Here is a 23,214-nt window from a genome sequence, read left to right on the forward strand (position 1 = left end):
GCCCGCATTACAGCTGCCACTGCCGCGCCACGGTGTGCGCGATTTCGCGGGCCTGGGCGTCCAGGGCCAGCAGGTCGTCCAGGCTGCCCAGTGTAGGCGGCAGCAAGGTTTCGAGAGTGCGCAAATTCACAGCGTGGATACGGTCAAATGCCAGGCGTCGCTCCAGGAAAGCGGCAACGGCGACTTCATTGGAAGCATTGAGAACCGCCGTAGTTCCCTCGCTGGCGAGCAGCGCCTGCCAGGAAAGATGCAGGCCCGGAAAGCGCACGGCATCCGCCTCTTCAAAGGTCAGGGCCGACAGCTTCGCGAAATCCAGGGGCGCCGCGCCGCTGGCGATGCGCCGTGGCCAGGCCAGGCCGCAGGCGATGGGCACGCGCATGTCGGGCGTGCCCAGTTGCGCCAGCACCGAGGCATCCTTGAACTGCACCATGGAGTGCACGATCTGCTGCGGGTGGATGACGACCTTGATCTTGTCGGGAGCCATGTCGAACAGCCAGCGTGCCTCGATGACCTCCAGCGCCTTGTTCATCATGGTCGCCGAGTCCACGGAGATCTTGCGCCCCATGGAGAAGTTCGGGTGCGCGCAGGCCTGCTCCGGCGTGATCTCGGACAAGGTGGCCGGATCGCGCAGGCGAAAGGGTCCGCCCGACGCCGTGAGCAGCAGACTGTCCACGCGATCGGGCCAGCTGGCTCGGTCTTCCGGCAGGCACTGGAAAATGGCCGAATGCTCGCTGTCTATGGGCAGCAGGGTCGCGCCGTGGCGCTTGACCGTGTCCATGAATAGTGCGCCGCCAACGACCAGAGCCTCCTTGTTGGCCAGCAGCAGGCGCTTGCCCGCGCGCGCGGCCGCCAGGCAAGGCGCAAGGCCCGCCGCACCGACGATGGCAGCCATGACGGCATCGACCTCGGGATGCGAGGCGATCTGCTCCAGCGCGTCTGGCGACTGCAGCACTTCGGTCGCCAATCCATTGCTGCGCAGCTGCTCAGCCAGCAGCTTCGCGTGTGGCGCGCTGGCCATGACGGCATAGGCGGGCTTGAATTCGGCGCACTGGCGCAGCATCAGGTCCACTTGCGTGGCCGCGCTGAGTGCAAAGACCTCGTAGTGCTCGCGGTGGCGCGCCACCACGTCCAGCGTATTGGTACCGATGGAGCCCGTGGAGCCCAGGACGGTGATTTTCTGCTTCATGAATGCGCAAAAGAGGAGAGCATCATGGCCAGCGGCAGGGTCGGCAGCAGGGCATCGACGCGATCAAGCACGCCGCCATGGCCGGGCAGCAGACCACTGCTGTCCTTGACACCCACGCTGCGCTTGACCAGGGATTCGACCAGGTCGCCGACCACGCTCATCGCGGCCATGAACACAACCGCCAGCAGCAGGAACCAGGCCCCGCGCGCCAACAGCAACGAATAGAAACTGGGCACGGCCACCGCGTAGTGGCGGTCCGCCCAGACCCAGGCCAAGGCCAGCACCAGCACGCCGGCCATGCCGCCCCACACGCCTTCCCAGCTCTTGCCGGGACTGATGGACGGCGCGAGCTTGGACTTGGTGAATTTCAGGCCCAGGGTCCGGCCTGCGAAATAGGCAAAGACATCGGCCACCCAGACCAGCACCAGCACCGACAGCAGGAAGTTGATGCCCGTCATGCGCGCCTGCACCACGGCCACCCAGGCCAGCCACAGGGCCAGCACTCCGCCAACCAGTCGCACAGGCCCCGCAATGCGCGGCCAACCGGCCACGCCTGCGCGCAGCAGCGCCGCGCCGCCCAGCACCCAGGCGGAGCCAGCGACCACCCAGACCGCGGCCAGGGGACGCTCCAGCCAGCCCGCGGCCCAGGTCCCCACGCACATCGCCGTGCAGATGGCACCTATGCCGATGGCACCAGCGGAGCCAAAGCCGTTGAGACGACCCCATTCCCAGGCACCCGCCGCCATGAGCACGAGCACCACCACGGCGAACGGAACACCCGTCGGATAGAACAGCGCAGGCAGCAAGATGGCCAGCAGGATCAGGGCGGTGATGACTCGCTGCTTGAGCATGGCTCCCCCTTGTTCAGGTCGTCTGTTGATGGGACGACTTCGATTGTGATTGGTGTACTTGCGCGGAGGTCTGGCCGAAGCGCCGCTCGCGCGAAGTGAAGGCGGCAATGGCCTCGTCCAGGCAGGCCTCGTCGAAATCAGGCCACAGGCTGGCACTGAAGAAGAGCTCTGAATACGCGGCCTGCCACAACAGGAAGTTGCTGATGCGCATCTCCCCGCCAGTGCGGATCAGCAGGTCCGGGTCGGGCACATGGGCCAGCGCGAGTGCGCGGTCCAGGCTCTGCGCAGTGATGGGCTCGCCCTGCTCTGCCAGCCGGGCTGCGGCCTGGGCAATGTCCCAGCGCCCGCCGTAGTTGAAGCAGACATTGAGCACCAGGCGGTTGTTGTGTGCCGTGACCTGCTCGGCCTGGGCCAGGCCTGCGCACACTTTCTCGCTCAGGCCACTGCGGTCGCCGATGAAGTGCAGGCGCACGCCATCGCGGCTCAGCTGCTGCACTTCCTTGGCAAGGGCATTGGCCAGCAGGCCCATGAGACCGGAAACCTCCTCTTCGGGGCGGTTCCAGTTCTCGGAAGAGAAAGCGAAGACGGTCAGGACCTGCACGCCGCGCTGGACGCAGGCGCGGGCACAGCGGCGCAGCGATTCCACGCCCTGCTTGTGGCCGGCCAGTCGCGGCAGAAAGCGGCGATTGGCCCAGCGTCCATTGCCATCCATGATGACGGCAATATGGCGCGGCACCGCGCCGGAGTCTTGGTTTGTCAAAGGTACGGGCCCTGAGGCAAGCGAGGCAGAACGCCTCAGACCGCCATGATGTCTTGTTCCTTGGCAGCCACCAGCGCGTCGATCTCGGTGATGTGCTTGTCGGTCATCTTCTGGACATCGGCTTCGCAACGCTTTTGGTCGTCTTCCGAGGCTTCCTTGTCCTTGACCAGCTTCTTGACGGCTTCGTTGGCGTCGCGGCGCAGGTTGCGCACGGCGATCTTGGAAGCTTCGCCTTCGTTGCGGGCCAGCTTGGTCATTTCCTTGCGGCGTTCCTCGCTCATGGGAGGCATGGGCACGCGGATCAGATCGCCCAGCGAGGCAGGGTTCAGGCCCAGATCGCTTTCGCGAATGGCCTTCTCCACCTTGGCGGACATGCTCTTTTCCCAGGGCTGCACGCTGATGGTGCGCGCATCGAGCAGGTTCACGTTGGCCACCTGGGACAGCGGCACCATGGAGCCGTAGTAATCCACATGGATGGAGTCCAGCAGCGAGGGGTTGGCACGGCCGGTACGCACACGCGCAAGATTGTTCTTGAGCGCTTCGATGGACTGGCCCATCTTGGACTCGGTGGTCTTCTTGATGTCTGCAATCGTCATGTTCTTGTTCCTTGAAGAGCTGTGAAACGCGGGATCAAAACGCTCAAGCGTACACCAGCGTGCCCTCATCCTCGCCCATGACCACGCGCTTGAGCGCGCCGGGCTTGATGATGGAGAACACCCGGATCGGCAGCTTCTGATCGCGGCACAGCGCAAAGGCAGTGGCGTCCATGATGCCCAGGTTGCGCGAAATGGCCTCGTCGAAAGCCAGCTTGTGATAGCGGGTCGCGTTGGGATTCTTCATCGGGTCGTCGGTGTAGACACCATCGACCTTGGTGGCCTTGAGCACCACTTCGGCACCGATCTCCGCGCCGCGCAGTGCCGCGGCCGTATCGGTCGTGAAGAACGGGTTGCCGGTGCCGGCCGCGAACACCACCACCTTGCCCTCTTCGAGATACTGCAGGGCCTTGGGGCGCACATAGGGCTCCACGACCTGCTCGATGGCAATGGCCGACATGACACGGGCGATGAGGCCCTGCTTGTCCATGGCATCGGCCAGGGCCAAGGCATTCATCACGGTGGCCAGCATGCCCATGTAGTCGGCGGTGGCGCGGTCCATTCCGACCGAACCACCAGCCACGCCACGGAAAATATTCCCTCCACCGATCACCACGGCCACCTGGACACCCACGCGGGTGACTTCGGCGATTTCGGAGACCATGCGCTCGATGGTGGCACGGTTGATGCCGAACGAGTCGTCGCCCATGAGCGCCTCACCGGACAGCTTGAGCAGGATGCGCTTGTGGGCCGGTGCGGCGTTGGACATGGTGTTTCTCCGAAAGGTGGATGGTGGTGGATGGTGAAGGGAACGGTTCAGGCGCTCAGACGAATCAGGCGCCGGCCTTGGCAGCGGCCACCTGGGCAGCCACTTCGGCAGCGAAGTCGTCAACCTTCTTTTCGATGCCTTCGCCGACCACGTACAGGGTGAAGCCCTTGACGTTGGTGTTGGCGGCCTTGAGCATCTGGGCCACGGTCTGCTTGCCGTCGGCAGCCTTCACGAAGACCTGGTCGGCCAGCGAGACTTCCTTCAGGTACTTCTGAACCGAGCCTTCGACCATCTTGGCGACGATCTCGGCAGGCTTGCCGGATTCGGCAGCCTTGGCGGCAGCAACGGTGCGTTCCTTTTCGATCAGCTCGGCAGGCACGTCAGCGCTGGTCACGGACACGGGCTTCATGGCGGCCACGTGCATGGCGACGTCCTTGGCAGCGGTTGCATCGCCTTCGAACTCGACGATCACGCCGATGCGCGAACCGTGCAGGTACGAAGCCAGGCTGGTGCCGTCGAAACGCTTGAAGCGGCGGAAGGACATGTTCTCGCCGATCTTGCCGATCAGGCCCTTGCGCACGTCTTCCAGGGTGGGGCCGAAACCGTCCTGCTCATAGGCCAGGGCGCTCAGCGCGGCCACGTCAGCGGGGTTTTGCTCGGCGACCAGCTTGGCGGCGGCATTGGCCATCGCGATGAAGCTGTCGTTCTTGGACACGAAGTCGGTTTCGCTGTTGACTTCGATCATGGCACCCTTGTTGCCATCGATGAAGGCGGTGATCACGCCTTCAGCGGTGACGCGCGAGGCAGCCTTGCCAGCCTTGGTGCCCAGCTTGACGCGCAGCAGCTCTTCGGCCTTGACCAGATCGCCCTCGGCTTCGGTCAGGGCCTTCTTGCATTCCATCATGGGCGCGTCAGTCTTTGCGCGCAGTTCAGCCACCATGCTTGCGGTAATTGCAGCCATCGTATTTCTCCAATGTCAGTTCGATTCGTTACAGGATTTCGGCTAAAAAAACGGGGCTACCCTGAGCCCCGCTTCTTATTCAGCGACGAGGTCGCTCAGCCGGACAAGCTCAATCAGGCAGCGGATTCTTCCACTTCCACGAACTCGTCACCGCTCTCGCCGGATGCAGCCTTGACCACGTCGGTCAGTGCAGCAGCGCGGCCTTCCAGGATCGCGTCGGCGATGCCTTGGGCGTACAGTTGCACAGCCTTGGCAGAGTCGTCGTTACCGGGGATGACATAGTCGATGCCTTCGGGGTTGTGGTTGGAGTCAACCACGCCAACCAGGGGGATGCCCAGCTTCTTGGCTTCGGCCACGGCGATCTTGTGGAAGCCCACGTCGATCACGAAGATGGCGTCGGGCAGGCTGTTCATGTCCTGGATGCCGCCGATGTCCTTTTCCAGCTTTTCCAGTTCGCGAACGAACATCAGCTGTTCCTTCTTGCTCATGGCTTCCAGACCGGCTTCTTGCTGGGCCTTCATTTCCTTCAGACGCTTGATGGACGTCTTGACGGTCTTGAAGTTGGTCAGCATGCCGCCCAGCCAACGCTGGTCAACGAAGGGCACGCCAGCGCGCTGGGCTTCAGCAGCCACCATCTCGCGGGCTTGGCGCTTGGTGCCGACCATCAGGATCGTGCCGCCGTTGGACGCCAGTTGCTTGACGAACTTCTGGGCGTCCTGGAACATCGGCAGCGACTTTTCCAGGTTGATGATGTGGATCTTGTTGCGGTGACCGAAGATGAAGGGGGCCATCTTGGGGTTCCAGAAACGGGTCTGGTGACCGAAGTGGACGCCTGCTTCCAGCATCTCGCGCATAGTGACGGACATATGAATACCTCAAAGGTTAGGTCTAAAATCCAGCCCGACAATTGCCCCCTGAAACACAGGGCGCAACACCTTGAAGGGACTGGTTTGCGATTGACTTTGCGCAGGATCCCCAAGCATGGGCAGGCGTTCTTGACGAACACCCCGCACCCAAAAGCTTTCGCCTGACCCCCGGCAATCGCGGAGAAAATCAGGGGGAACCCCTAGCAAAGCCGCAAGATTCTAGCACACGCCACCCCTCAACCGAGGCTTCGCTCTCAAAGCGCGCTCACCACCCCTCACGGCCGCGGCAGTTGCACAACATGCACACACTCCTGTAGTGATAGCTGCATCCGCTTGATAATCCGGGCACTTCAGCAGATTCCACCCAAAAATGAACATCGCGATTGTGGGCGCCGGCAGCATTGGCGTTGCGACAGCCCACGCACTGGCACAGGCCGGCCACGAGGTCACCGTCTACGAGCGTCACGGCACCGCAGCCGAAGAAGCCAGCTTCGGACATGCCGGCTGGCTGGGCCCCAGCCTGCTCCAGCCCTGGAGCGTCCCCGGCCTTTCGACCGCCGAACGCTCCCCCGCCCTTCCCGGCCGGCAGGCCCTGCCGCGACTGGGCTCCGGAAACCTCGCAGCCCAGCTGCGCTGGCTATGGCAATGGCGCCAGGCCGGACGGCAACTGCGCAAAGGCAACGTGCCCACAGCCGCCATGGCGGCGCTGGAGGAGCTCACCCAGCGCAGCCAGCAGTTCCAGCAATCGCTGTGGCGGCAATGGGAGTTTGACCCGGAATATGTCGCCGGAAGCCTGGTGCTGCTGGGCAGCGAGGCCGAGCACGAACAACTCAAGCCTGCGCTGGACGCACTGGCCGAGGCCGGCACACGCTGCGAGGCGCTGGATGCCACCCAGACCCGGCTGCGCGAACCCGCCCTGGGCGAGGAAACCACGCTCGCAGGCGCCCTGTATTTTCCACAGGCAGGCGCAGCCAATGGCCGCCTTGCCACGCTGATGCAACGCCAGGCAGCGCAGTCGGCAGGAGCACGATTCGAGACGCAGCGCCTGGTGCAGAAATTGCAGCCCAGCGGCGCCGGGCGCACCGCACGCCTGCAATTGCTGGGCGAAGACACCCCCCGTTCGCACGACGCCATCGTCGTCTGCGCCGGCGCCGAGGCCGCGAACCTGCTCACGCCGCTGGGCCTGCGCCCACCGATGATCGCCCTGCACGGCTATGGCGTCAGCGCCCCTTTGCGCGAACAAGGTTATGCACCCCGCCACGCCATCGTGGACTGGAGTGAGCAGATGACCCTGGTCCGCCTGGGCCAACGCATGCGCATCGTGGCCGGCGCGGAGCTGGGCCGCCGCAGCCCCATGCATGAGGCCACGCTGCAGCGCATGTATCACCGCCTCAACATGGTTTTTCCCGGCAGCGCGGTGCTGGCCTCGGGCGTACAGATCTGGCATGGCACGCGCATGTGCACGGCCGATGGGCTGCCGCTGGTGGGCGCCAGCGGACTGCCCGGCATCTGGCTCAACCTGGGACACGGCAGCTGCGGCGCCGCCATCGCGCAGGGGTGCGCAAGCATGCTGAGCGACCTGATGGACAACCGCGCCAGCTTCCTGGACAGCGCACTGCTCGACCCGCGCCGCTTCGGCTGATCGCCCCCTCCACCACCGGGCGGCGGACCGCTATGCTCGGTCCATGCTGCGCATTCCCACATCCACCGCCTTGCCGCTGTTTGATACGGCGGCCACTCGCACCCTGGAACAGCAGGCGGCAGCCAGACTGCCCGCGCACAGCCTCATGCAACGCGCTGGTGCGGGCCTGGCACGCCTGGCACGCGCCATCGCTCCCCATGCACGCTGCATCTGGATAGCCTGTGGCCCCGGCAACAACGGCGGCGATGGCTTGCAGGCAGCCGCCTGGCTGCAACAAAGCCTGAATGCGGCGCCAGAAAAGGCCCGCAGTTGCCGCATTCTGGTCAGCTGCGTGCGCGAACGCGCCCACATGCCAGACGATGCACGCGCCGCCTGGGACGCCGCCCACGAAGCCGGCGTGCAATGGACCGAGCACATGCCCGCCGACATGGGGCCACAGGACTTGTGCATTGACGCATTGCTGGGCATCGGCCTGCGCCAGCCAGACGCCGCAAGCCCACGCACCAGCACGAATGAGCGCCTGCTCACTCTGCTGCGCAGCCTGCAGTCCAGCACCAGCCCGGTCCTTTGCGCGGACATAGCCTCCGGACTGGATGCCGACACCGGGCAGTACCTGCCTGGATTCGCGCCCCCGAACGCCCCAGCCAGCGCACGGCACACACTGGCGCTGCTGACGCTGCAGCCCGGACTGTTCACAGGAAGTGGCCGCGATGCCTGCGGCCAGATATGGTGGGATGACCTGGACACGGGACTGGCGAAAGGCGAGCCAATCCTCACTCCCCTGCCCTGCGCACAACTGTTTTCACCAGGCGCCAGCACCCCGCGCCCGCATGCCAGCCACAAGGGAAGCTTTGGCGACGTGGCCATCCTTGGCGGAGAGGGGCTGGGACAGCGCGGCCTTTCCATGACCGGCGCCGCCTGGCTGGCTGCCCTGGCCGCGCTGCATGGTGGCGCGGGGCGCGTGATGCTCGCCCTGCTCGATGCCTCGGCCGGGTCAGGCCAGGCCACCGCGCCCTGGCCCGAAATCATGCTGCGCAGCCCTGAAGCGCAGGACTGGCGCAGCACCACCGTGGCGTGCGGATGCGGGGGCGGCGTGGCGGTGCGCGCATGGCTGCCCCAGATACTGGAACAAGCCCCCAGGCTGGTGCTGGACGCAGACGCACTGAATGCCGTTGCCGAAGATGAATCGCTGGCCTCGCTCCTGAAAGAGCGCCGCCAGCGCGACCTGCACACGGTGCTGACGCCCCACCCGCTGGAGGCCGCCCGCCTGCTGAAGACGAACACCGCACAGGTCCAGGCACAGCGGCTGCACGCCGCCAGGCAGCTGGCGCAACGCTTCGACTGCACCGCGCTGCTCAAAGGCTCCGGCACCGTGATCGCCGGGCCCCAGGAAGAGAGCGATGCACCGCCTTGCTGGATCAATCCCACGGGAAACGCCCGCCTGTCGACCGGAGGAACCGGCGATGTGCTGGCCGGGCTGATTGCCGCGCTGTGGGCTCAGGGCCTGGAGCCCACGCAGGCAGCAGCCCTGGCGGCCTGGCGCCATGGATTTGCAGCAGACCATTGGCCTGCGCACATCCCGTTCAGCGCCAGCGCACTGGCCCAGCAGCTCGGAGCATAAAAACCCTCAGGACTTGCGCCGGGGCTTGGATGTGTTGCCCGTCACCTTGGACTTGACGGCGCCCAAGGCCTTCTTGCCCAAGGCGCGCAGTGCCTGCACCGGCGACGGTGGGGGCAGCTGCGGCAGGCCGTGGGCAGCAGCATCCGTGGCCGCAGGCTTGCGCGCCTCGGACTTGCGCGCCTCGGACGCCCGGCCTCTGCGGGGTCGCGCAGCGGAGCCAGCGGATGATGGTTCCGCAACCGCCTCACCCATATCGCTCTGCCGCGCCGTGGTAGCCGGGCGCGGCTGGGCATTCGCATATTCAGCTTCCAGCGCGGCCAGGTTCACACCCTTGACCATGGCCTTTTTAGACGCCTTGCGCCCCTGCTTGCCGGCCGACGCCGCTGCATCAGACTCAGGCCTTGCACCGCCGGAGCCTCCCGAATTGCGCTGCGCCCGCTTTTCCTTGGCATCGCGGCGGCCCCATTTTTCGCCCTGATGGGTTTCCGTGCGCGCGGGCGCCCTGCCGGGCCGGCCCGAGGCCGGCTGCTCTTCGCCATCGCGCACCAGGCGGAAATCGATGCGCCGGCCATCCAGGTCCACGCGGCTGACCTGCACGCGCAGCCGCGTGCCGATGCCATAGCGAATGCCCGAGCGCTCGCCGCGCAGTTCCTGGCGCGCCTCGTCAAAGCGGAAATAGTCGCCGCCCAGCTCGGTGATGTGGACCAACCCCTCCACATACATGGCGTCGAGCGTGACGAAGATGCCGAAGGTGGTCACCGCGGAGACCATGCCGCCGAACTCCTCGCCCAGATGCTCGCGCATGTACTTGCACTTGAGCCAGGCTTCGACATCGCGACTGGCCTCGTCGGCCCGGCGCTCGTTGGCACTGCAGTGCAGGCCAGCGGCTTCCCAGGCCTGGACCTCGGCAGCGGGCGCGCGCTTGCGCGGCTTCTGGCCGGGTGGGCTGACGCGTGATGCCAGACGCTTGGCCAGCTTGGCCTCGGCTTCTCCGGGGGTGGGCAGCTCGGGCAGGCGATAGTGCGTGCCTTCGAGCTCGGCCTTGATCACGCGGTGCACCAGCAAATCGGGATAGCGGCGGATCGGGCTGGTGAAGTGCGTATAGGCGTCGAATGCCAGGCCGAAGTGGCCCGAATTCTCGGGCGTGTAGAAGGCCTGCATCATCGAGCGCAGCAGCATGGTGTGGATCTGCTGGGCGTCGGGACGGTCCTTGGTGGCGTTGGCAATGGCCTGGAACTCGGACGTGGCCGGGTTCTCGCTCAGCGCCACACCGACCCCCATGGCCTTCAGATAGTTGCGCAGAATGTCCTGCTTTTCCAGCGAGGGCTTGTCGTGCACGCGGAACAGGCCGACGCGACCGCTTTGCTCGATGAAGTCCGCACTGCAGACATTGGCGGCCAGCATGGCCTCCTCGATCAGCTTGTGCGCCTCGTTGCGCGTGCGCGGCACGATCTTCTCGATGCGGCCGTTCTCGTCACAGACGATCTGCGTCTCCGTGGTCTCGAAGTCCACGGCGCCGCGCGCCTCGCGCGACTTGAGCAGCGCCTGGTAGACACCATGAAGATTGAGCAAGTCACCCACGCGCTCCGAGCGCCGCGCAGCCTCCGGGCCACGCGTATTGGCCAGGATGGCCGCCACCTCGGTATAGGTGAAGCGCGCATGGCTATGCATCACCGCCGGATAGAACTGATAGGCATGGATCTCGCCCTTGGCGGTGATCAGCATGTCGCAGACCATGCACAGGCGGTCCACATCGGGGTTGAGCGAGCACAGGCCATTGCTCAGCTTCTCGGGCAGCATGGGGATCACGCGGCGCGGGAAATAGACGCTGGTGGCGCGGTCATAGGCATCGATGTCGATGGCGCTGCCCGTGGTCACGTAGTGGCTCACATCGGCAATCGCCACCAGCAGGCGCCAGCCCTTGCTGCGCCCGACCTTGGCGGGCTCGCAGTAGACGGCATCGTCGAAATCGCGCGCGTCCTCGCCGTCGATGGTCACCAGGGGCACATCGGTCAGATCGATGCGCTTCTTGCAGTCGGCAGGCCGCACCCTGTCCGGCAGCGCCTTGGCCTGCGCCAGGCAGGCATCGGAAAACACATGCGGGACGCCGTACTTGCGCACCGCGATCTCGATCTCCATGCCGGGATCATCAACTTCACCGAGCACTTCGATGATGCGTCCCACGGGCTGGCCGAACAGCGCAGGCGCCTCGGTCAGTTCCACCACCACCACTTGGCCGATCTTGGCCGATCCTGTGGCATTGGCGGGGATCAGGATGTCCTGACCGTAGCGCTTGTCCTCGGGCGCCACCAGCCACACACCGCTTTCCTGCAAGAAGCGGCCAATGATGTTGTGCGCAGGGCGCTCGATGATCTCGACCACACGGCCTTCAGGCCGGCCGCGGCGGTCCTGGCGCACGATGCGGACCTTCACGCGGTCCTTGTGCAGCACGGCACGCATTTCATTGGGGGGAAGGAAGATGTCGCCTTCGCCGTCATCGCGGATGACGAAGCCATGTCCGTCGCGGTGCCCCTGCACACTGCCCTCGATTTCGTCGTTCACATCGGCGCTTTTGGCGTGAGGGTTCATTTTCTTGGTATACAATCTAAATCTTTCCTGAGATGCCCAGGTGGCGGAATTGGTAGACGCACTAGTTTCAGGTACTAGCGGGTAACTCCGTGGAGGTTCGAGTCCTCTCCTGGGCACCAAGTTTAACGACAACCTGCAGAGGTTGCGGTGAACTAAGGAACTATCTTCAGCAGAAGGCAGTTCCCTGGCTTCATGACTTGGCAGATGACAGTCTCAAGAAAAAAATCGAAGATCGGGATGCTTCTGCAAAAAATGCAGTAGAATTTCAGCTTCAGCAAGCCCAGGTGGCGGAATTGGTAGACGCACTAGTTTCAGGTACTAGCGGGTAACTCCGTGGAGGTTCGAGTCCTCTCCTGGGCACCAAACATGAAAAGGCCGTTGCACACGCAACGGCCTTTTTCTTTTCTGATCGCTGAAAGCCGGTGGCAAGAACATCTCGCCAAGAAAAGTTCAGGAAATCTTTGCAAACCTGCCCGGCACATCGCTTTCACGCTATATAATTTGCGTACTCTGAAATGCCCAGGTGGCGGAATTGGTAGACGCACTAGTTTCAGGTACTAGCGGGTAACTCCGTGGAGGTTCGAGTCCTCTCCTGGGCACCAAACATGAAAAGGCCGTTGCACACGCAACGGCCTTTTTTCTTTGCCTCGCCGGCAGCGTCGCAAGCCCCTCCCCCATCCCGCAGAAATTCCTCAAAAACTTGGGAAATCGGCTTCAGACGGAGATTTCGCGCTATATAATTTGCTCACTCTGAAATGCCCAGGTGGCGGAATTGGTAGACGCACTAGTTTCAGGTACTAGCGGGTAACTCCGTGGAGGTTCGAGTCCTCTCCTGGGCACCAAACATGAAAAGGCCGTTGCACATGCAACGGCCTTTTTTCTTGGGCGCTGCAGACGCATTGGCCTCAGAAGACCGCATCCATGGCGCAAAAAAAGGGAGCCAGCGGCTCCCTTCCTGGATGAGAGGATCACCTCCCGTGCATCACTTGCGCAGCAGTTGCTTGAGCACGTTCTGCAGGCGGCGCGCGCTGGCATCATCGCGCGGCGATGCCAGCACCCGGGCGGCATCGTTGCCCCAGGTTTCCTGCGGAGCAGGATCGTTGCGGCGCGTCAGCAGCTGCAGCTGCAGGGCACGGCGGGCGCTCAGATGTTCCGCAGGTGTGGGAACGTCGGCGGCCATTTCAAGGCGCAGCAGGGCTTCGCCCGCGTCTCCCTTGGGCGCCTGACCCAGGGCCTGCGACCAGGCACTGCGCACTTGTGCAGACACACGGCCGCCAAGCTGCTGGGCAGCCGGCATCTGGGCAGCATCACGCGACTCCCATGCCGCCATCAACTGGGTCAGTGCCTCACCATGGGCCTGGGCCGCGAGCTTGCGCAGGGCGTCCTGGGCATGTTCCATGGCTTCACGCTGGGCGCGGAAGGCGGGGTCCGCCAGGCGCGGTCCCCGCTCTTCGCGCGGCTCGCGGCTGAAACGGCCACTGTCGCGGCTGTCTCGGCCATCCCGGCCACGGCCACCATCGCGGCGGTCGCCAGGACGGGCAGCACGTGCACCGCCCTCTTCCTTCTTCATGCCAGGACGATCGTCGCCGCGCACGGCAACCACGGGGCGCACCGGCACCGGCTTGGCTTCGGATTCTTCCGAACTAGCAGCAGCAGCAGCGGCAGGTTCCTGCGCTGGCTGGGCCGCATTCACGGAAGCATCGGCACGGCCACGCAGCGCTTGCTCCAGGGCCTCCACCGCAGCGCGGATTTGCTGCACGTCACCCGAGGTATTGGCAGCTTCCACGGCCTGAGACGCTTCCAGCACGCGGCGATCATGGTCGCTGAGCGCCACGGCTGCGGCGCGGGGGCCCCGCTCGGTGCCCTTGCGGTTGAAGGCTTCGTCCAGTGGCTTGCGGAAGGCATCCCAGAGCTTTTGCTCGTGCTTGCGGTCCAGAGGCACGGCCTGCGCCTCGGCCTGCCAGCGCTGCTGCAGGGCCTTGACGGCGTCGATGCGCAGGCTGGGCGCTGCGCCCAGCGCCGTGGCTTCGTCGATCATGGCGTGGCGACGCTGCAGGCTGGCCTTTTGCGCGGCATGCAACGGGGCCTCGGCCAGGGCCATGGCCTGCTTGAACTGGGGTTGCAGTTCGGCAAACAGCTTCTCGCCGATGTGGCCGCTTTCACGCCAACGTTCAGCGAACTGGCGCAGTGCGCGCGCCGCGCCCTTGAGGTCTTCGCTGGCGGACTGCTGTGCTGCCCAGGCCTTGATCTCTTCGATCAGCGCCAGGCGCTGTGCCTTGGACTGGGTGGTTTCGGTGCGCAGCTTGTCGTGCCAGGACTCGACCACCTTGTGGGCCGTGTTGCAGGCTTCGTCAAACTTCTTCCACAGTGCGTGGTTGGCTGCGCTGCCCTGGTCGGCCAGCTTCCATTGCTCGCGCAGGCTGCGCAGCGATTCCTGGATCTTGCGGCCACCCAGCGCCTGGCCTTCAGGGCGGTTCAGCAGGGCTTCCGCCTTGGCAACCAGTTCCTCGCGCAGCTTGTCGGCGTTCTGGCGCGGCCAGCCCTCGGACTCGCCAGCTGCCAGAAGGGCCTCATGCACCTTGGTGACCAGTGCATCGTCCACCAGGCGGCCATGGGCCTTGATGGCGGCGCGCACGGCCTGCACGGCGGCGGAACCGGCCTTGCTTTCGCCGGCAGCCGTCTCGGCCTGGAGCTGCTCCAGCGCCTGGGTCAGTGCACTGCTGGCGGCAGCCACCTGCTCAGGCGATGTCTTCGCCTTGGGCTGGGCTGCGCTGCGGGCAGCGGGAGCGGGCTTGGACGGCTCGGCAGCCGCTGCCTCGGGAGGCAGGCCACGCGCCACGCGAAGCTCATCGGCCCACACGGGCACGGTGGGCAGCGGAGCGGCTTCGTCGGCGGCGGCAGCTTCGGTCAGCGCCAGTGCAGACTGGAAGGCATCCCAGACCAGCATCAGCTGTGCGCTGGCGGCTTCCAGCTGGGGCGGGAAACGTCCGTCCACGCTGGCCCAGTTGTCATCGCCAGTCAGTTCGCCGGCCTGCTCCTGCCAACGGGCCACGTCGGCGCGCAGGTTGTCGAGCACAGCCTGGGCATCGCGCCAGGGCTTGGTGGACAGGACCTCGATGCGCTGGGCCAGCAAAACGGCCACTTCGCGCTGGACCTGCACGCGGTGCTGCAGCTCTTCGATGGCCTTGACACGCTCGGCCAGCTGGGCCTTGTGCTGCGACAGAGGTTCACGCGACAGCGGGGCACCCGCCTTGGCGGCGTCGCGCTGCCAGGCGATGGCGTCGGCGGCATTGAAGGGCGATGCGACCAGCAGCGCCTGGGCCTTTTCAGCCCACTCCACTGCGATCTTTTCCTGGTCCTTGGTGCGGCGGATCTCGTCCAGGCGCTCACGCACGGCACGGGCCGCGCCCTTGTCGCGCGCGCTCAGTTCCTTGAGGACGTCCTGCAATTGCTCGACCGAAGGCTGGGTTGCCAGCCAGTCGCGGATGCGCGCGGCGCGATCACCCGAGGTTTCGGCGGAGAAGGCACCGCCCGTGAGCACATCCAAGGGGTGTTGTTCGGGATTCTTGGCAGAAGCAGGGCTCACTTCAGGTGCATCGGACATGGTGCTGCGGGGGGAAAGAGAAGACATGAATCAATCGTTGAATGTCTGGCTGCCGCGGGCCGCCAGACGCGGCCGGCCAGGCCGCATGCGGGCATGCTAGCCGGACCGGGAAAACCATATTCTCGCCGTTATTTGAAGCGGAGCCAAAACCGGGCTACTGCGTGGACAGGCTGAGCTGGGCGCGCGGACTCCATTCCTGGTCGTCGGAGTCCAGTTTTGGAGCCCCCAGAAACAGGCGCTCAAGCGGCAACTGCTGCTGGGCAAGGTAGTCGCGCACGGCCACGGCGCGGGCCAGCGCCAGTTCGCGCATGGCGTCGTCGGGCACGGCAATCTGCTCCAGCAGCAGACTGCGCATCTGGTCGGTGGGCAGGTCCTTGGCCATGCCGATGACATTGCGCGGCTTGGCAAAGTCGGCGCGACTGTACAGCGCCTTGGTCAAGGCCGGTACTTCGGAGGCGGGCAACTCGGTCACGGACTCTGCCGATTTGCCGTCGCGCAGCACCTGGCGGCGTTTCTGGGCGAGCAGCAGGCGATCGAGCTCCGCCTGCTTCCAGGCCTCTTTGTCCTGCGCCTCGCGCGCCTCGCCGATCACGGTGAGCTTGAGAGCCGGGCGATCCTTGAGGGAGGCAACCACCTTGTCCAGGCTCTCGCGGGCCTTGCTGTCGATCTGGGCACGCCCCGGCGCAAAGGCCACCACGCCCGATTCGCTGCCGCCCCCAAAAGCGCCCGACAGCAGCGAGAAAGGCGAGGTGATGGCCTTCATGATCAGGTTGCCAATGATCTTGAAGATGACCGGCGCCAGCCTGAATTGCGGGTCGTTGAGCGAGCCGCTGACCGGCAGGTCCAGGTCGATGACTCCGTTGCGGTCAGCCAACAGCGCCACCGCCAGGCGCACGGGCAGCGAGGCGGGCGCGCCTTCGACGGCTTCGCCGAAAGTGAGCTGATGCAGTACCAGCTTGTTGCGCGCCGTGAGTTGGCCATCGGGCTCAATCTTGTAGTTGACGTCCATGCTGAGCTTGCCGCGCTCGATCCCGTGGCCCGCGTACTTGATGGAGTACGGCGACAGCGGGGGCAGTTCCAGGTCGCGCATCTGGGCACGTATGTCCAGGGCCAGCGGCTTGGCCAGCGGATTGACCTGGCCGGTTATCTCCAGCGAAGCCGTGCCCTGGGCGCGGCCGCGCAGTTCCACATCCGCCAGTTGCGGCGCCTGCTGGCTGGCAGGCTGCTCGGACGAGAAGGCGCTCAGGCGGCCCGCCAGCTCGCTGAGGTCGGCCGAGTAGTTGGGCTGGATGAAGTAGTCGGAGAACTGCACCCTGCCGCCCGTCAGCACAATCGGCCCGATCTTGATGACGGGCGCAGGCCCGGAGGCAGCCTGCGGCGGCGCCGGTTCAGCGGAAGCCGCCGTGCCATCCGCAGCCTGCGTGGCGTTCTGCTCCAGGGACTGCTGGGACTTCGCCGATTTGACGATGTCCTGCAGGTTGATGCGCCCGTTGCGCTGCACGATGACGCGCGCAAAGAAGTCACTGAGAGCCGTCTCGCGCACGCTCAGGCGCAGCGGCTGGGCGGGCTGCATCTGCAGGTCAAGGCCGCGCACGGCCAGCGTCTTCCAGGCCACGAGTTCATCGCGCAGGCCGAGTCCCAAGGCAACCGACTGGGCCTTGGCCCGGTCGGCCGTGGACTCGCTGAGCACGGCAGCCACGGCGCCTGCCGCCGTGCGTGGCGCGCCCTGCCCTGCGGCCTCGCCCGCCGCTTGCACGGGAGAGGCCAGCGCGGAGCGCATGCGCAGATCCACGAGCTCGACATCCCCCTGCACCGCCAGCTCGGGGCCGGCCGGTTGGCTGACAAAGCGCAGTTGTCCGAGGAAATTGCCGTCGGCACGCACCAACTCCACATTGAGCATGTCGGCAAAGTAGGGCTCCAGCGCATGCAGCGGCAGGCTGCGCGCCTGCAACTTGCCCTGAAGCGACAGCGGCGCCAGCCCCAGGTCCCCCCGCAGGCTCAGCGAGCCCGCCTGGACACGCCGGCCCGAGCCGACCTGGGCGGACAGCTCCAGCGGCGTGGGCGCGGATTTTGCGGCCAGCGGCTCGATGGCGCCCATGCGAAGGCGCAGTGAACCCAGGTCCAGCGACACGGTGCGCGCCGAATCCGCGTTGCGCACGGGCGCTTCGTCACGCAGCGCAATGGCGCCGCCATCGACCTCCACCGCCTGCAGCTTCAGGCCCCAGGGCCGGGACTTGTCCTTGCCGGCGTCCTGCGATGCGGGTGCCGAGGAGGCGGGCGGCAGCCATTGCTCGTACATCCACCGGCCCTGGGCATCGCGCAACACGGCCAGCTGCGGCTTTTGCAGTGCCAAGCGGCCAACAGAGACCTGCTGGCTGGCCAGATTGACCTGCACCTGCTCCAGCTGCAGGTGCGCGATATCGACGGGCGCGGCCTTGTCCTTGAGGCTCAACTGCTCCACGCCCAGCCCGGCCACCTGAACCACCATGGCGGAGCCGTTCCAGCCCAGGCCGGCGTCGGTGCTCAACAGGCCCGTCAGCTCGGGTTTGAGATGGGCAGACAGGTAAGGTGCTGCCAGTTGCAGCGGCAATTGCCGCGCGGAGATGGCCAGTTGGCCCTGCTTGTCGGTCAAGGCGCCTCGCAGCTGCAACTCGGCAGGTTTCGTCCCCTCCCCCGCCGATTCGGGCTGCATCTGCATGCTGGCAGCAAGCTGCAGCGGTTGCTCCAGGGGCCAGCGGATATCGCGCACCTGCAACGACAGCTCGCGCGCCTGCAGCGCAGCGCCCGACTTTCCAGCGTCGGGAGCGGCATCGCGCCAGTGCACCGTGGCATTGGCAACGGACAGCCTGTCCAGGCTGACCTTCCACGGCTGGGGCGCGTCGGAGGCAGGCTTTTCCGCTGCCGGCCTGGCATCCGGGGAGGAAGCACCCCCCATCGCCGTCCAATTGATGCGGCCTTGCGCATCGCGGGCCGCAAAAATCTCGGGAGCGCTCCACTGCACGGACTCCAGCTCCGCAACCGATTGCAGCGGCTGCACGTTCTTGAGCACGGCGGCCAGGCGCTCGAAGCGCAGCAGGGGGACGCCGTCGCGGTCGTGCAGCTCGGCGCCGGACAGGCTGACCTCCCCGGTGATGCGGACCACGGCCTGCTCGGCCTGCTCAAAGGAGATGTGCAGGTTGGCATCCAGCACACCGGAACGCGGCTTGACAGGCGCGGTGACGGGCACATAGCCCAAATAAGGCGTCAGGTCCACGCCCTGCCAGTTCAGATCGACAGCGGTCTGGCGCTGCTCGGTGAAGGGCGTGCTCTGGGCGCTGGATTCAAACCGGCTGCCGTTGAGCGCAAAGGACAGGTGCGGGAGCACCTTGATCTCGCGCTTGGACTCCAGGTTGCTGATGAAGGGCAGGCGCAGCTGCAACTGCTCGAGCATGTGCTGGCGCTGCTGGACCTCGTCCTGCAATTCCACGCGGCCGTCGCGCAGCGCAATGTTGTACAGCGCAAAGCCCACTGGTTTGGAGGGCGGCGTGTCGCCGGGTTCGGCCAGCCTGGCCAGCACATCGTCCACATCGAAATGCCCCATGCTCTGCTGGGTCAGGCGCAGCACCGGCGCATCGACCTCGATGGCATCCAGCACCGGCGCCAGCCGAAACAGCGACTGGATACTGGCATTGACATAGATGCGGTCGATCTGAAGCTGGGGGGACGCAGATGAAGACGGCACGGACTCCGGCGCCGCGCCTTCCGCCTGGCTCCTGGCAATGCTCAGGTCCCGCAGGGTCAGCTCCAGCGACCAGGGCCGGAACTCCACTGCACCCACACGGACCTGACGGCCCAGCTTGGCCGATGCCTGCTTTTCCAGTTGACTCTTGGCCACAACGGGCACCAGCGCCCACAGCAGCAGCCACAGCAAAAGGAACGCCACAAGGGCGATGGCCAGCCTGCGCAGCCAGCGGTGCTTGAAGAGAGATTGCATGGGGCTCTGGTAACTAGTACAGCCCTATCCTGGGACACAGGACAGGGCAACGGCTGCATTGCACCAGAAATTGGGGCGGCAGCAAGGGCTGGGTCCGCACCACGGCACATTTCTTGACGTTGCGGCCATCCTTGAACGACAAAGCCCGGAAGCCGTGAACCGGCTTCCGGGCTTTACGGCGGGCACAAGTCCCGACCGTTTTCCGCAGTCAAGGAGAGGATGGTCCTTGCTGCTTGGAAGCAAGAGATTGCTTCCAGGAAGGCCGCGGAAGAAGACTTGAACCACGGTGTCCGCACTATCGAACACCACTTTTACCTGTCTTCCACCTTGGCGAGACGACTGCAGGAGCAGTCGCCTCCAATATAGAAGGACGCAGGGTCGGCCTGCCAGTGCTTTTGCATTTCATTGCAATTTCATGACGCACTCTGAAAACGGCGGAAGCGGCGTACATCGGTAGCACGCCACCCGCTCTTCAAGACCTCAAAACTGTGTTTGCATCCATGGTTTATTATTATTCATTGATCTAAAAAGTTGATTTCATAGTGTTGACCGTGTATTTGGTGAACTCCTAGAATCCGCCAGCGCTCGAATAGAGCGTTTTTTGTTTCTGCTGCCTCACGACTGAGCAGATCCCGCAGGCCTACAACGCAATGGCGCACCAAGCGCCAGCCTCCCGGATCCGCAGCACCCAATCCAGGGTGTCAGCCTCACCGGCCTTCGCTTCGGCGAAGGCCGTTTCGGGTTGGTGCCCCTAGAAAGGAAAAAGCTATGCCAGCGTCAGGAAAATTTTTCGCCGCCGCGCGAACGTTCGCCATCGATGTGGCCAACGGTTTTCTTGCCATCATCCACAACAGCTTCGCCCTGCTGGGCCTTGCTGTGGCCTTCATGGCCATCACCTTGTTCGCCCGCCCTGACCTGCGCGATGCCGGAGAGAGCCAGCTGCGCTCCTGGCTGACCGCTCGCCAGATGGCCGAGCTGGGTGTTCCCGTCGAACTCGCTGCCAGCGATCGGGCGACGGCGACCAACCCCAAGAACCTGCCCAAGGAGCAGGCAGCCGTGGCCTTCTGGCTCAGCAAGAAGTACCGCGTGGCGCCCGAGCCCATCGCGGCACTGGTCAGCGAGGCCTATGACCTGGGCAAGGTCAACCGCCTGGACCCGACGCTGATCCTGGCCATCATGGCCATCGAATCCAGCTTCAACCCGTTTGCGCAAAGCGCTGTCGGCGCGCAGGGCCTGATGCAGGTGATGACCACGGTGCATACCGACAAGTATGAGAACTTCGGTGGCCAGAATGCTGCCTTCGACCCGGTCAGCAATCTGCGCGTGGGCGTGCGCGTGCTCAAGGAATGCATCGAGCGCGCCGGCTCCATCGAAGGAGGCCTGCGCTACTACGTGGGCGCGGCCAACCTGCCCACCGATGGTGGCTACGCCGCCAAGGTGCTGGCCGAGCACCAGCGCCTGCGCATGGCCGCCGGCCTGCGTGCCGTGCCTTTGATGACCGCCAAGGTCGATCAGCCCCGGCAGGCTGTACAGATCGCCTCCACCAAGCCGGCCACCCCCGTGGCCGAGGCCTCGGGCCCGGCAGCAGCGGCTGCGCCTGCAGCCGTGCCGGTCAGCTCGAGCAACACCTCTGCCCGCTCCGAGCAGGTGGCTCTTCAGTCCCAGGAGCCGGCGCTGTAGCCTGACTTCCCGGCATAGTGAGTGCACAGCTGGCCAAGGCCAGCTTTTTTCATGCCCGATCCAACTGCAGGTGGCCCACGCAAACGCCTTCTGCAACGCCCCTGCCAGGTCTTCGGCGCCACCGGCTCAGCTACACTAGCGGGGTACGCAACTGGCGATAGGCGCAGCCGCTTCACGCACCGCTGCCGCTGACGTGGAAACCAGCAGAAGGCCCGAGAAGGACCACCTTCTGTGAACCACCGGGGAGCGTACCGCCCAGCCTCCATGCGCACGCGGGATCTGGAGTGTTCCGCCGTTCGCCTGGGCAGCCCTTGGCCTCAAGGGAATTTCAAGTTCACAGGACTGCCATGTTTCAACGCACCAATACCGTCGAAAAGGTCGACGCCGAAGTCTTTGCCGCCATCCAGGCCGAGAACCTGCGTCAACAAGAACATATCGAGCTGATCGCCAGCGAGAACTATTGCTCGCCTGCCGTCATGGAAGCCCAGGGCTCCCAGCTCACCAACAAGTACGCCGAAGGCTATCCGGGCAAGCGCTACTACGGCGGCTGCGAGAACGTCGATGTGGTCGAGCAGCTCGCCATCGACCGCGTCAAGAAGCTGTTCGGCGCCGAAGCCGCCAACGTGCAGCCCAACTCCGGCTCCCAGGCCAACCAGGCCGTGCTGATGGCCTTTGCCAAGCCCGGCGACACCATCATGGGCATGAGCCTGGCCGAAGGCGGTCACCTGACGCACGGCATGCCGCTGAACATGTCGGGCAAGTGGTTCAACGTGGTCTCCTACGGCCTGAATGCCGAAGAAGCCATCGACTACGACAAGATGGAAGCGCTGGCGCGCGAGCACAAGCCCCGCATCATCGTGGCCGGCGCATCGGCCTACGCCCTGGCCATCGACTTCGAGCGCTTCGCCAAGATCGCCCGGGAAGTCGGCGCCATCTTCTGGGTGGACATGGCCCACTATGCCGGTCTGATCGCCGCAGGCGTGTACCCCAACCCCGTGCCCCACGCCGACGTGGTCACCACCACCACGCACAAGAGCCTGCGCGGCCCGCGCGGCGGCGTGATCCTGATGAAGGCCGAGCACGAGAAGGCCATCAACAGCGCCATCTTCCCCGGCCTGCAAGGCGGCCCGCTGATGCATGTCATTGCCGGCAAGGCCGTGGCCTTCAAGGAAGCGCTGTCGCCCGAGTTCAAGACCTACCAGGAGCAGGTTGTGAAGAACGCCAAGGTTGTCGCGGAAACGCTGACGGCACGCGGCCTGCGCATCGTCTCCGGCCGCACGGAAAGCCACGTCATGCTGGTGGACCTGCGCGCCAAGGGCATCACCGGCAAGGCGGCCGAAGCCGCGCTGGGTGCCGCCCACATGACGATCAACAAGAACTCCATCCCCAACGATCCCGAAAAGCCGATGGTGACCAGCGGCATTCGCGTGGGCACGCCCGCCATGACCACGCGCGGCTTCAAGGAAGAGGAAGCCCGCCTGACAGCCAACCTGCTGGCCGACGTGCTGGAGAACCCCGCCGACGAAGCCAACCTGGCCCGCGTGCGCGCCCAGGTGGCAGAGCTGACGGCCCGCTTCCCGGTCTACGGCGCCTGAGTTGCACGCATAGAGGCCTGCCATGAAGTGCCCGTTCTGCAGCCATCCGGACACCCAGGTCGTGGAGACCCGTGAGGCCGAGGATGGGGGCTTCATCCGCCGCCGCCGCCAGTGCGGCGGCTGCGACAAGCGCTTCACCACCTACGAGCGACCCGAGGTCAGCTTTCCCGCCATCGTCAAGAAGGACGGGCGGCGCATCGAGTACGAGCGCGCCAAGCTGCTGGGCTCGTTCAAGATCGCGCTGCGCAAGCGCCCCGTGAGCACAGAGCAGATCGATGCCGCCATCGAGCGCATCGAGGAGCGACTGCGCAACCTGGGCGAGCGCGAAGTGCTCTCCAGCCGCCTGGGCGAGATGGTGATGCGCGAGCTCAAGCTGCTCGACAAGGTCGGCTACATCCGCTACGCCAGCGTCTACCGCAGCTTCGAGGATGTGGACGATTTCAAGAACGTCATGGATGAGGTGCGCAATCCCGGCTGATCAGGCCGGCAGGACGCAAGAAAGCCGCCCTTGGGCGGCTTTTTCT

At 65.2% G+C, this 23,214-nt stretch carries 15 protein-coding genes, 4 tRNA genes and 1 riboswitch; of the genes, 9 read left to right on the forward strand and 10 right to left on the reverse strand.

What is annotated here, in order from left to right; all coding sequences use genetic code 11:
• Nucleotides 1-7: 7 nt before the first annotated feature.
• From ispC to rpsB, 7 genes are all read right to left on the reverse strand, one after another.
• The gene (ispC, locus tag INR38_RS14610; protein ID WP_043819021.1) at nt 8-1,186 is read right to left on the reverse strand and encodes a 1-deoxy-D-xylulose-5-phosphate reductoisomerase; all 1,179 of its coding nucleotides are present in this window, start codon (nt 1,184-1,186) and stop codon (nt 8-10) included.
• Nucleotides 1,183-2,037 carry a phosphatidate cytidylyltransferase gene (locus INR38_RS14615; protein ID WP_199135147.1) on the reverse strand — a complete coding sequence of 285 codons (855 nt, stop codon included), beginning with the start codon at nt 2,035-2,037 and terminating at the stop codon, nt 1,183-1,185. Before INR38_RS14615 ends, ispC begins: the two co-directional genes overlap by 4 nt.
• Before the next feature lie 13 nt (nt 2,038-2,050).
• Nucleotides 2,051-2,797 (reverse strand): polyprenyl diphosphate synthase, encoded by a 747-nt coding sequence (gene uppS / locus INR38_RS14620; RefSeq protein WP_207442349.1) that lies wholly within the window; start codon nt 2,795-2,797, stop codon nt 2,051-2,053.
• A 35-nt stretch (nt 2,798-2,832) separates the two neighbouring features.
• On the reverse strand, nt 2,833-3,393 hold the full coding sequence (gene frr / locus INR38_RS14625) for a ribosome recycling factor (RefSeq protein ID WP_012206744.1): 561 nt from the start codon (nt 3,391-3,393) through the stop codon (nt 2,833-2,835).
• A 43-nt stretch (nt 3,394-3,436) separates the two neighbouring features.
• A complete protein-coding gene (gene pyrH, locus INR38_RS14630) occupies nt 3,437-4,159 on the reverse strand; it encodes a UMP kinase (protein ID WP_012206745.1) in 723 nt (240 codons plus the stop codon).
• A gap of 64 nt (nt 4,160-4,223) precedes the next feature.
• On the reverse strand, nt 4,224-5,120 hold the full coding sequence (tsf, locus tag INR38_RS14635; RefSeq protein WP_013801447.1) for a translation elongation factor Ts: 897 nt from the start codon (nt 5,118-5,120) through the stop codon (nt 4,224-4,226).
• A gap of 113 nt (nt 5,121-5,233) precedes the next feature.
• Nucleotides 5,234-5,986 carry a 30S ribosomal protein S2 gene (rpsB, locus tag INR38_RS14640; protein WP_012206747.1) on the reverse strand — a complete coding sequence of 251 codons (753 nt, stop codon included), beginning with the start codon at nt 5,984-5,986 and terminating at the stop codon, nt 5,234-5,236.
• A gap of 370 nt (nt 5,987-6,356) precedes the next feature.
• On the opposite strand from rpsB, the gene INR38_RS14645 reads away from it, so the two are divergent.
• Both INR38_RS14645 and INR38_RS14650 read left to right on the forward strand, forming a co-directional pair.
• Nucleotides 6,357-7,628, forward strand: coding sequence for an FAD-dependent oxidoreductase (locus INR38_RS14645; protein ID WP_207442346.1), 1,272 nt, complete (start codon nt 6,357-6,359; stop codon nt 7,626-7,628).
• A gap of 43 nt (nt 7,629-7,671) precedes the next feature.
• Nucleotides 7,672-9,249: an NAD(P)H-hydrate dehydratase gene (locus INR38_RS14650; protein WP_207442344.1), complete on the forward strand. Its 1,578-nt coding sequence runs from the start codon at nt 7,672-7,674 to the stop codon at nt 9,247-9,249.
• A 6-nt stretch (nt 9,250-9,255) separates the two neighbouring features.
• Here INR38_RS14650 and rnr read toward each other — a convergent pair whose 3' ends face one another.
• Entirely contained in the window at nt 9,256-11,838 is a 2,583-nt protein-coding gene (gene rnr, locus INR38_RS14655) for a ribonuclease R (protein ID WP_099733101.1), read from the reverse strand.
• 34 nt (nt 11,839-11,872) lie between these two features.
• On the opposite strand from rnr, the gene INR38_RS14660 reads away from it, so the two are divergent.
• The 4 genes from INR38_RS14660 (at nt 11,873) to INR38_RS14675 (ending at nt 12,680) form a co-directional block, all read left to right on the forward strand.
• Nucleotides 11,873-11,957, forward strand: a tRNA-Leu gene (locus INR38_RS14660).
• 159 nt (nt 11,958-12,116) lie between these two features.
• A tRNA-Leu gene (locus tag INR38_RS14665) sits at nt 12,117-12,201 on the forward strand.
• Between the two features lie 154 nt (nt 12,202-12,355).
• Nucleotides 12,356-12,440: transfer RNA gene (locus INR38_RS14670), tRNA-Leu, on the forward strand.
• A 155-nt stretch (nt 12,441-12,595) separates the two neighbouring features.
• Nucleotides 12,596-12,680, forward strand: a tRNA-Leu gene (locus INR38_RS14675).
• Between the two features lie 140 nt (nt 12,681-12,820).
• On the opposite strand, the gene INR38_RS14680 is transcribed toward INR38_RS14675, so the two are convergent.
• Both INR38_RS14680 and INR38_RS14685 read right to left on the reverse strand, forming a co-directional pair.
• On the reverse strand, nt 12,821-15,442 hold the full coding sequence (locus INR38_RS14680; protein ID WP_207442390.1) for a DUF349 domain-containing protein: 2,622 nt from the start codon (nt 15,440-15,442) through the stop codon (nt 12,821-12,823).
• A gap of 154 nt (nt 15,443-15,596) precedes the next feature.
• Nucleotides 15,597-19,415 carry a DUF748 domain-containing protein gene (locus tag INR38_RS14685; protein ID WP_207442340.1) on the reverse strand — a complete coding sequence of 1,273 codons (3,819 nt, stop codon included), beginning with the start codon at nt 19,413-19,415 and terminating at the stop codon, nt 15,597-15,599.
• 768 nt (nt 19,416-20,183) lie between these two features.
• Between INR38_RS14685 and INR38_RS14690 the strand changes: the two genes are divergently transcribed.
• From INR38_RS14690 to nrdR, 3 genes are all read left to right on the forward strand, one after another.
• Nucleotides 20,184-21,095: a lytic transglycosylase domain-containing protein gene (locus INR38_RS14690; RefSeq protein WP_034396191.1), complete on the forward strand. Its 912-nt coding sequence runs from the start codon at nt 20,184-20,186 to the stop codon at nt 21,093-21,095.
• Nucleotides 21,096-21,232: 137 nt separating this feature from the next.
• A riboswitch (ZMP/ZTP riboswitch) is annotated at nt 21,233-21,408 on the forward strand.
• Nucleotides 21,409-21,442: 34 nt separating this feature from the next.
• Nucleotides 21,443-22,690: a serine hydroxymethyltransferase gene (gene glyA / locus INR38_RS14695; RefSeq protein WP_034396192.1), complete on the forward strand. Its 1,248-nt coding sequence runs from the start codon at nt 21,443-21,445 to the stop codon at nt 22,688-22,690.
• Between the two features lie 22 nt (nt 22,691-22,712).
• Nucleotides 22,713-23,168 (forward strand): transcriptional regulator NrdR, encoded by a 456-nt coding sequence (nrdR, locus tag INR38_RS14700; protein WP_012206755.1) that lies wholly within the window; start codon nt 22,713-22,715, stop codon nt 23,166-23,168.
• Nucleotides 23,169-23,214 lie beyond the last annotated feature (46 nt).

Origin of the sequence: Delftia sp. SD018 (genome assembly GCF_017355445.1) — a bacterium.
GTDB classification, from domain to species: Bacteria; Pseudomonadota; Gammaproteobacteria; order Burkholderiales; family Burkholderiaceae_C; genus Comamonas; species Comamonas acidovorans.

Coding starts and splice junctions, on each gene's coding strand:
- ispC (WP_043819021.1), bottom strand. CDS start 1,186: ATGAAGCAGAAAATCACCGTCCTGGGCTCCACGGGCTCCATCGGTACC.
- INR38_RS14615 (WP_199135147.1), bottom strand. CDS start 2,037: ATGCTCAAGCAGCGAGTCATCACCGCCCTGATCCTGCTGGCCATCTTG.
- frr (WP_012206744.1), bottom strand. CDS start 3,393: ATGACGATTGCAGACATCAAGAAGACCACCGAGTCCAAGATGGGCCAG.
- pyrH (WP_012206745.1), bottom strand. CDS start 4,159: ATGTCCAACGCCGCACCGGCCCACAAGCGCATCCTGCTCAAGCTGTCC.
- tsf (WP_013801447.1), bottom strand. CDS start 5,120: ATGGCTGCAATTACCGCAAGCATGGTGGCTGAACTGCGCGCAAAGACT.
- rpsB (WP_012206747.1), bottom strand. CDS start 5,986: ATGTCCGTCACTATGCGCGAGATGCTGGAAGCAGGCGTCCACTTCGGT.
- INR38_RS14645 (WP_207442346.1), top strand. CDS start 6,357: ATGAACATCGCGATTGTGGGCGCCGGCAGCATTGGCGTTGCGACAGCC.
- INR38_RS14650 (WP_207442344.1), top strand. CDS start 7,672: ATGCTGCGCATTCCCACATCCACCGCCTTGCCGCTGTTTGATACGGCG.
- rnr (WP_099733101.1), bottom strand. CDS start 11,838: ATGAACCCTCACGCCAAAAGCGCCGATGTGAACGACGAAATCGAGGGC.
- INR38_RS14680 (WP_207442390.1), bottom strand. CDS start 15,442: ATGTCCGATGCACCTGAAGTGAGCCCTGCTTCTGCCAAGAATCCCGAA.
- INR38_RS14685 (WP_207442340.1), bottom strand. CDS start 19,415: ATGCAATCTCTCTTCAAGCACCGCTGGCTGCGCAGGCTGGCCATCGCC.
- INR38_RS14690 (WP_034396191.1), top strand. CDS start 20,184: ATGCCAGCGTCAGGAAAATTTTTCGCCGCCGCGCGAACGTTCGCCATC.
- glyA (WP_034396192.1), top strand. CDS start 21,443: ATGTTTCAACGCACCAATACCGTCGAAAAGGTCGACGCCGAAGTCTTT.
- nrdR (WP_012206755.1), top strand. CDS start 22,713: ATGAAGTGCCCGTTCTGCAGCCATCCGGACACCCAGGTCGTGGAGACC.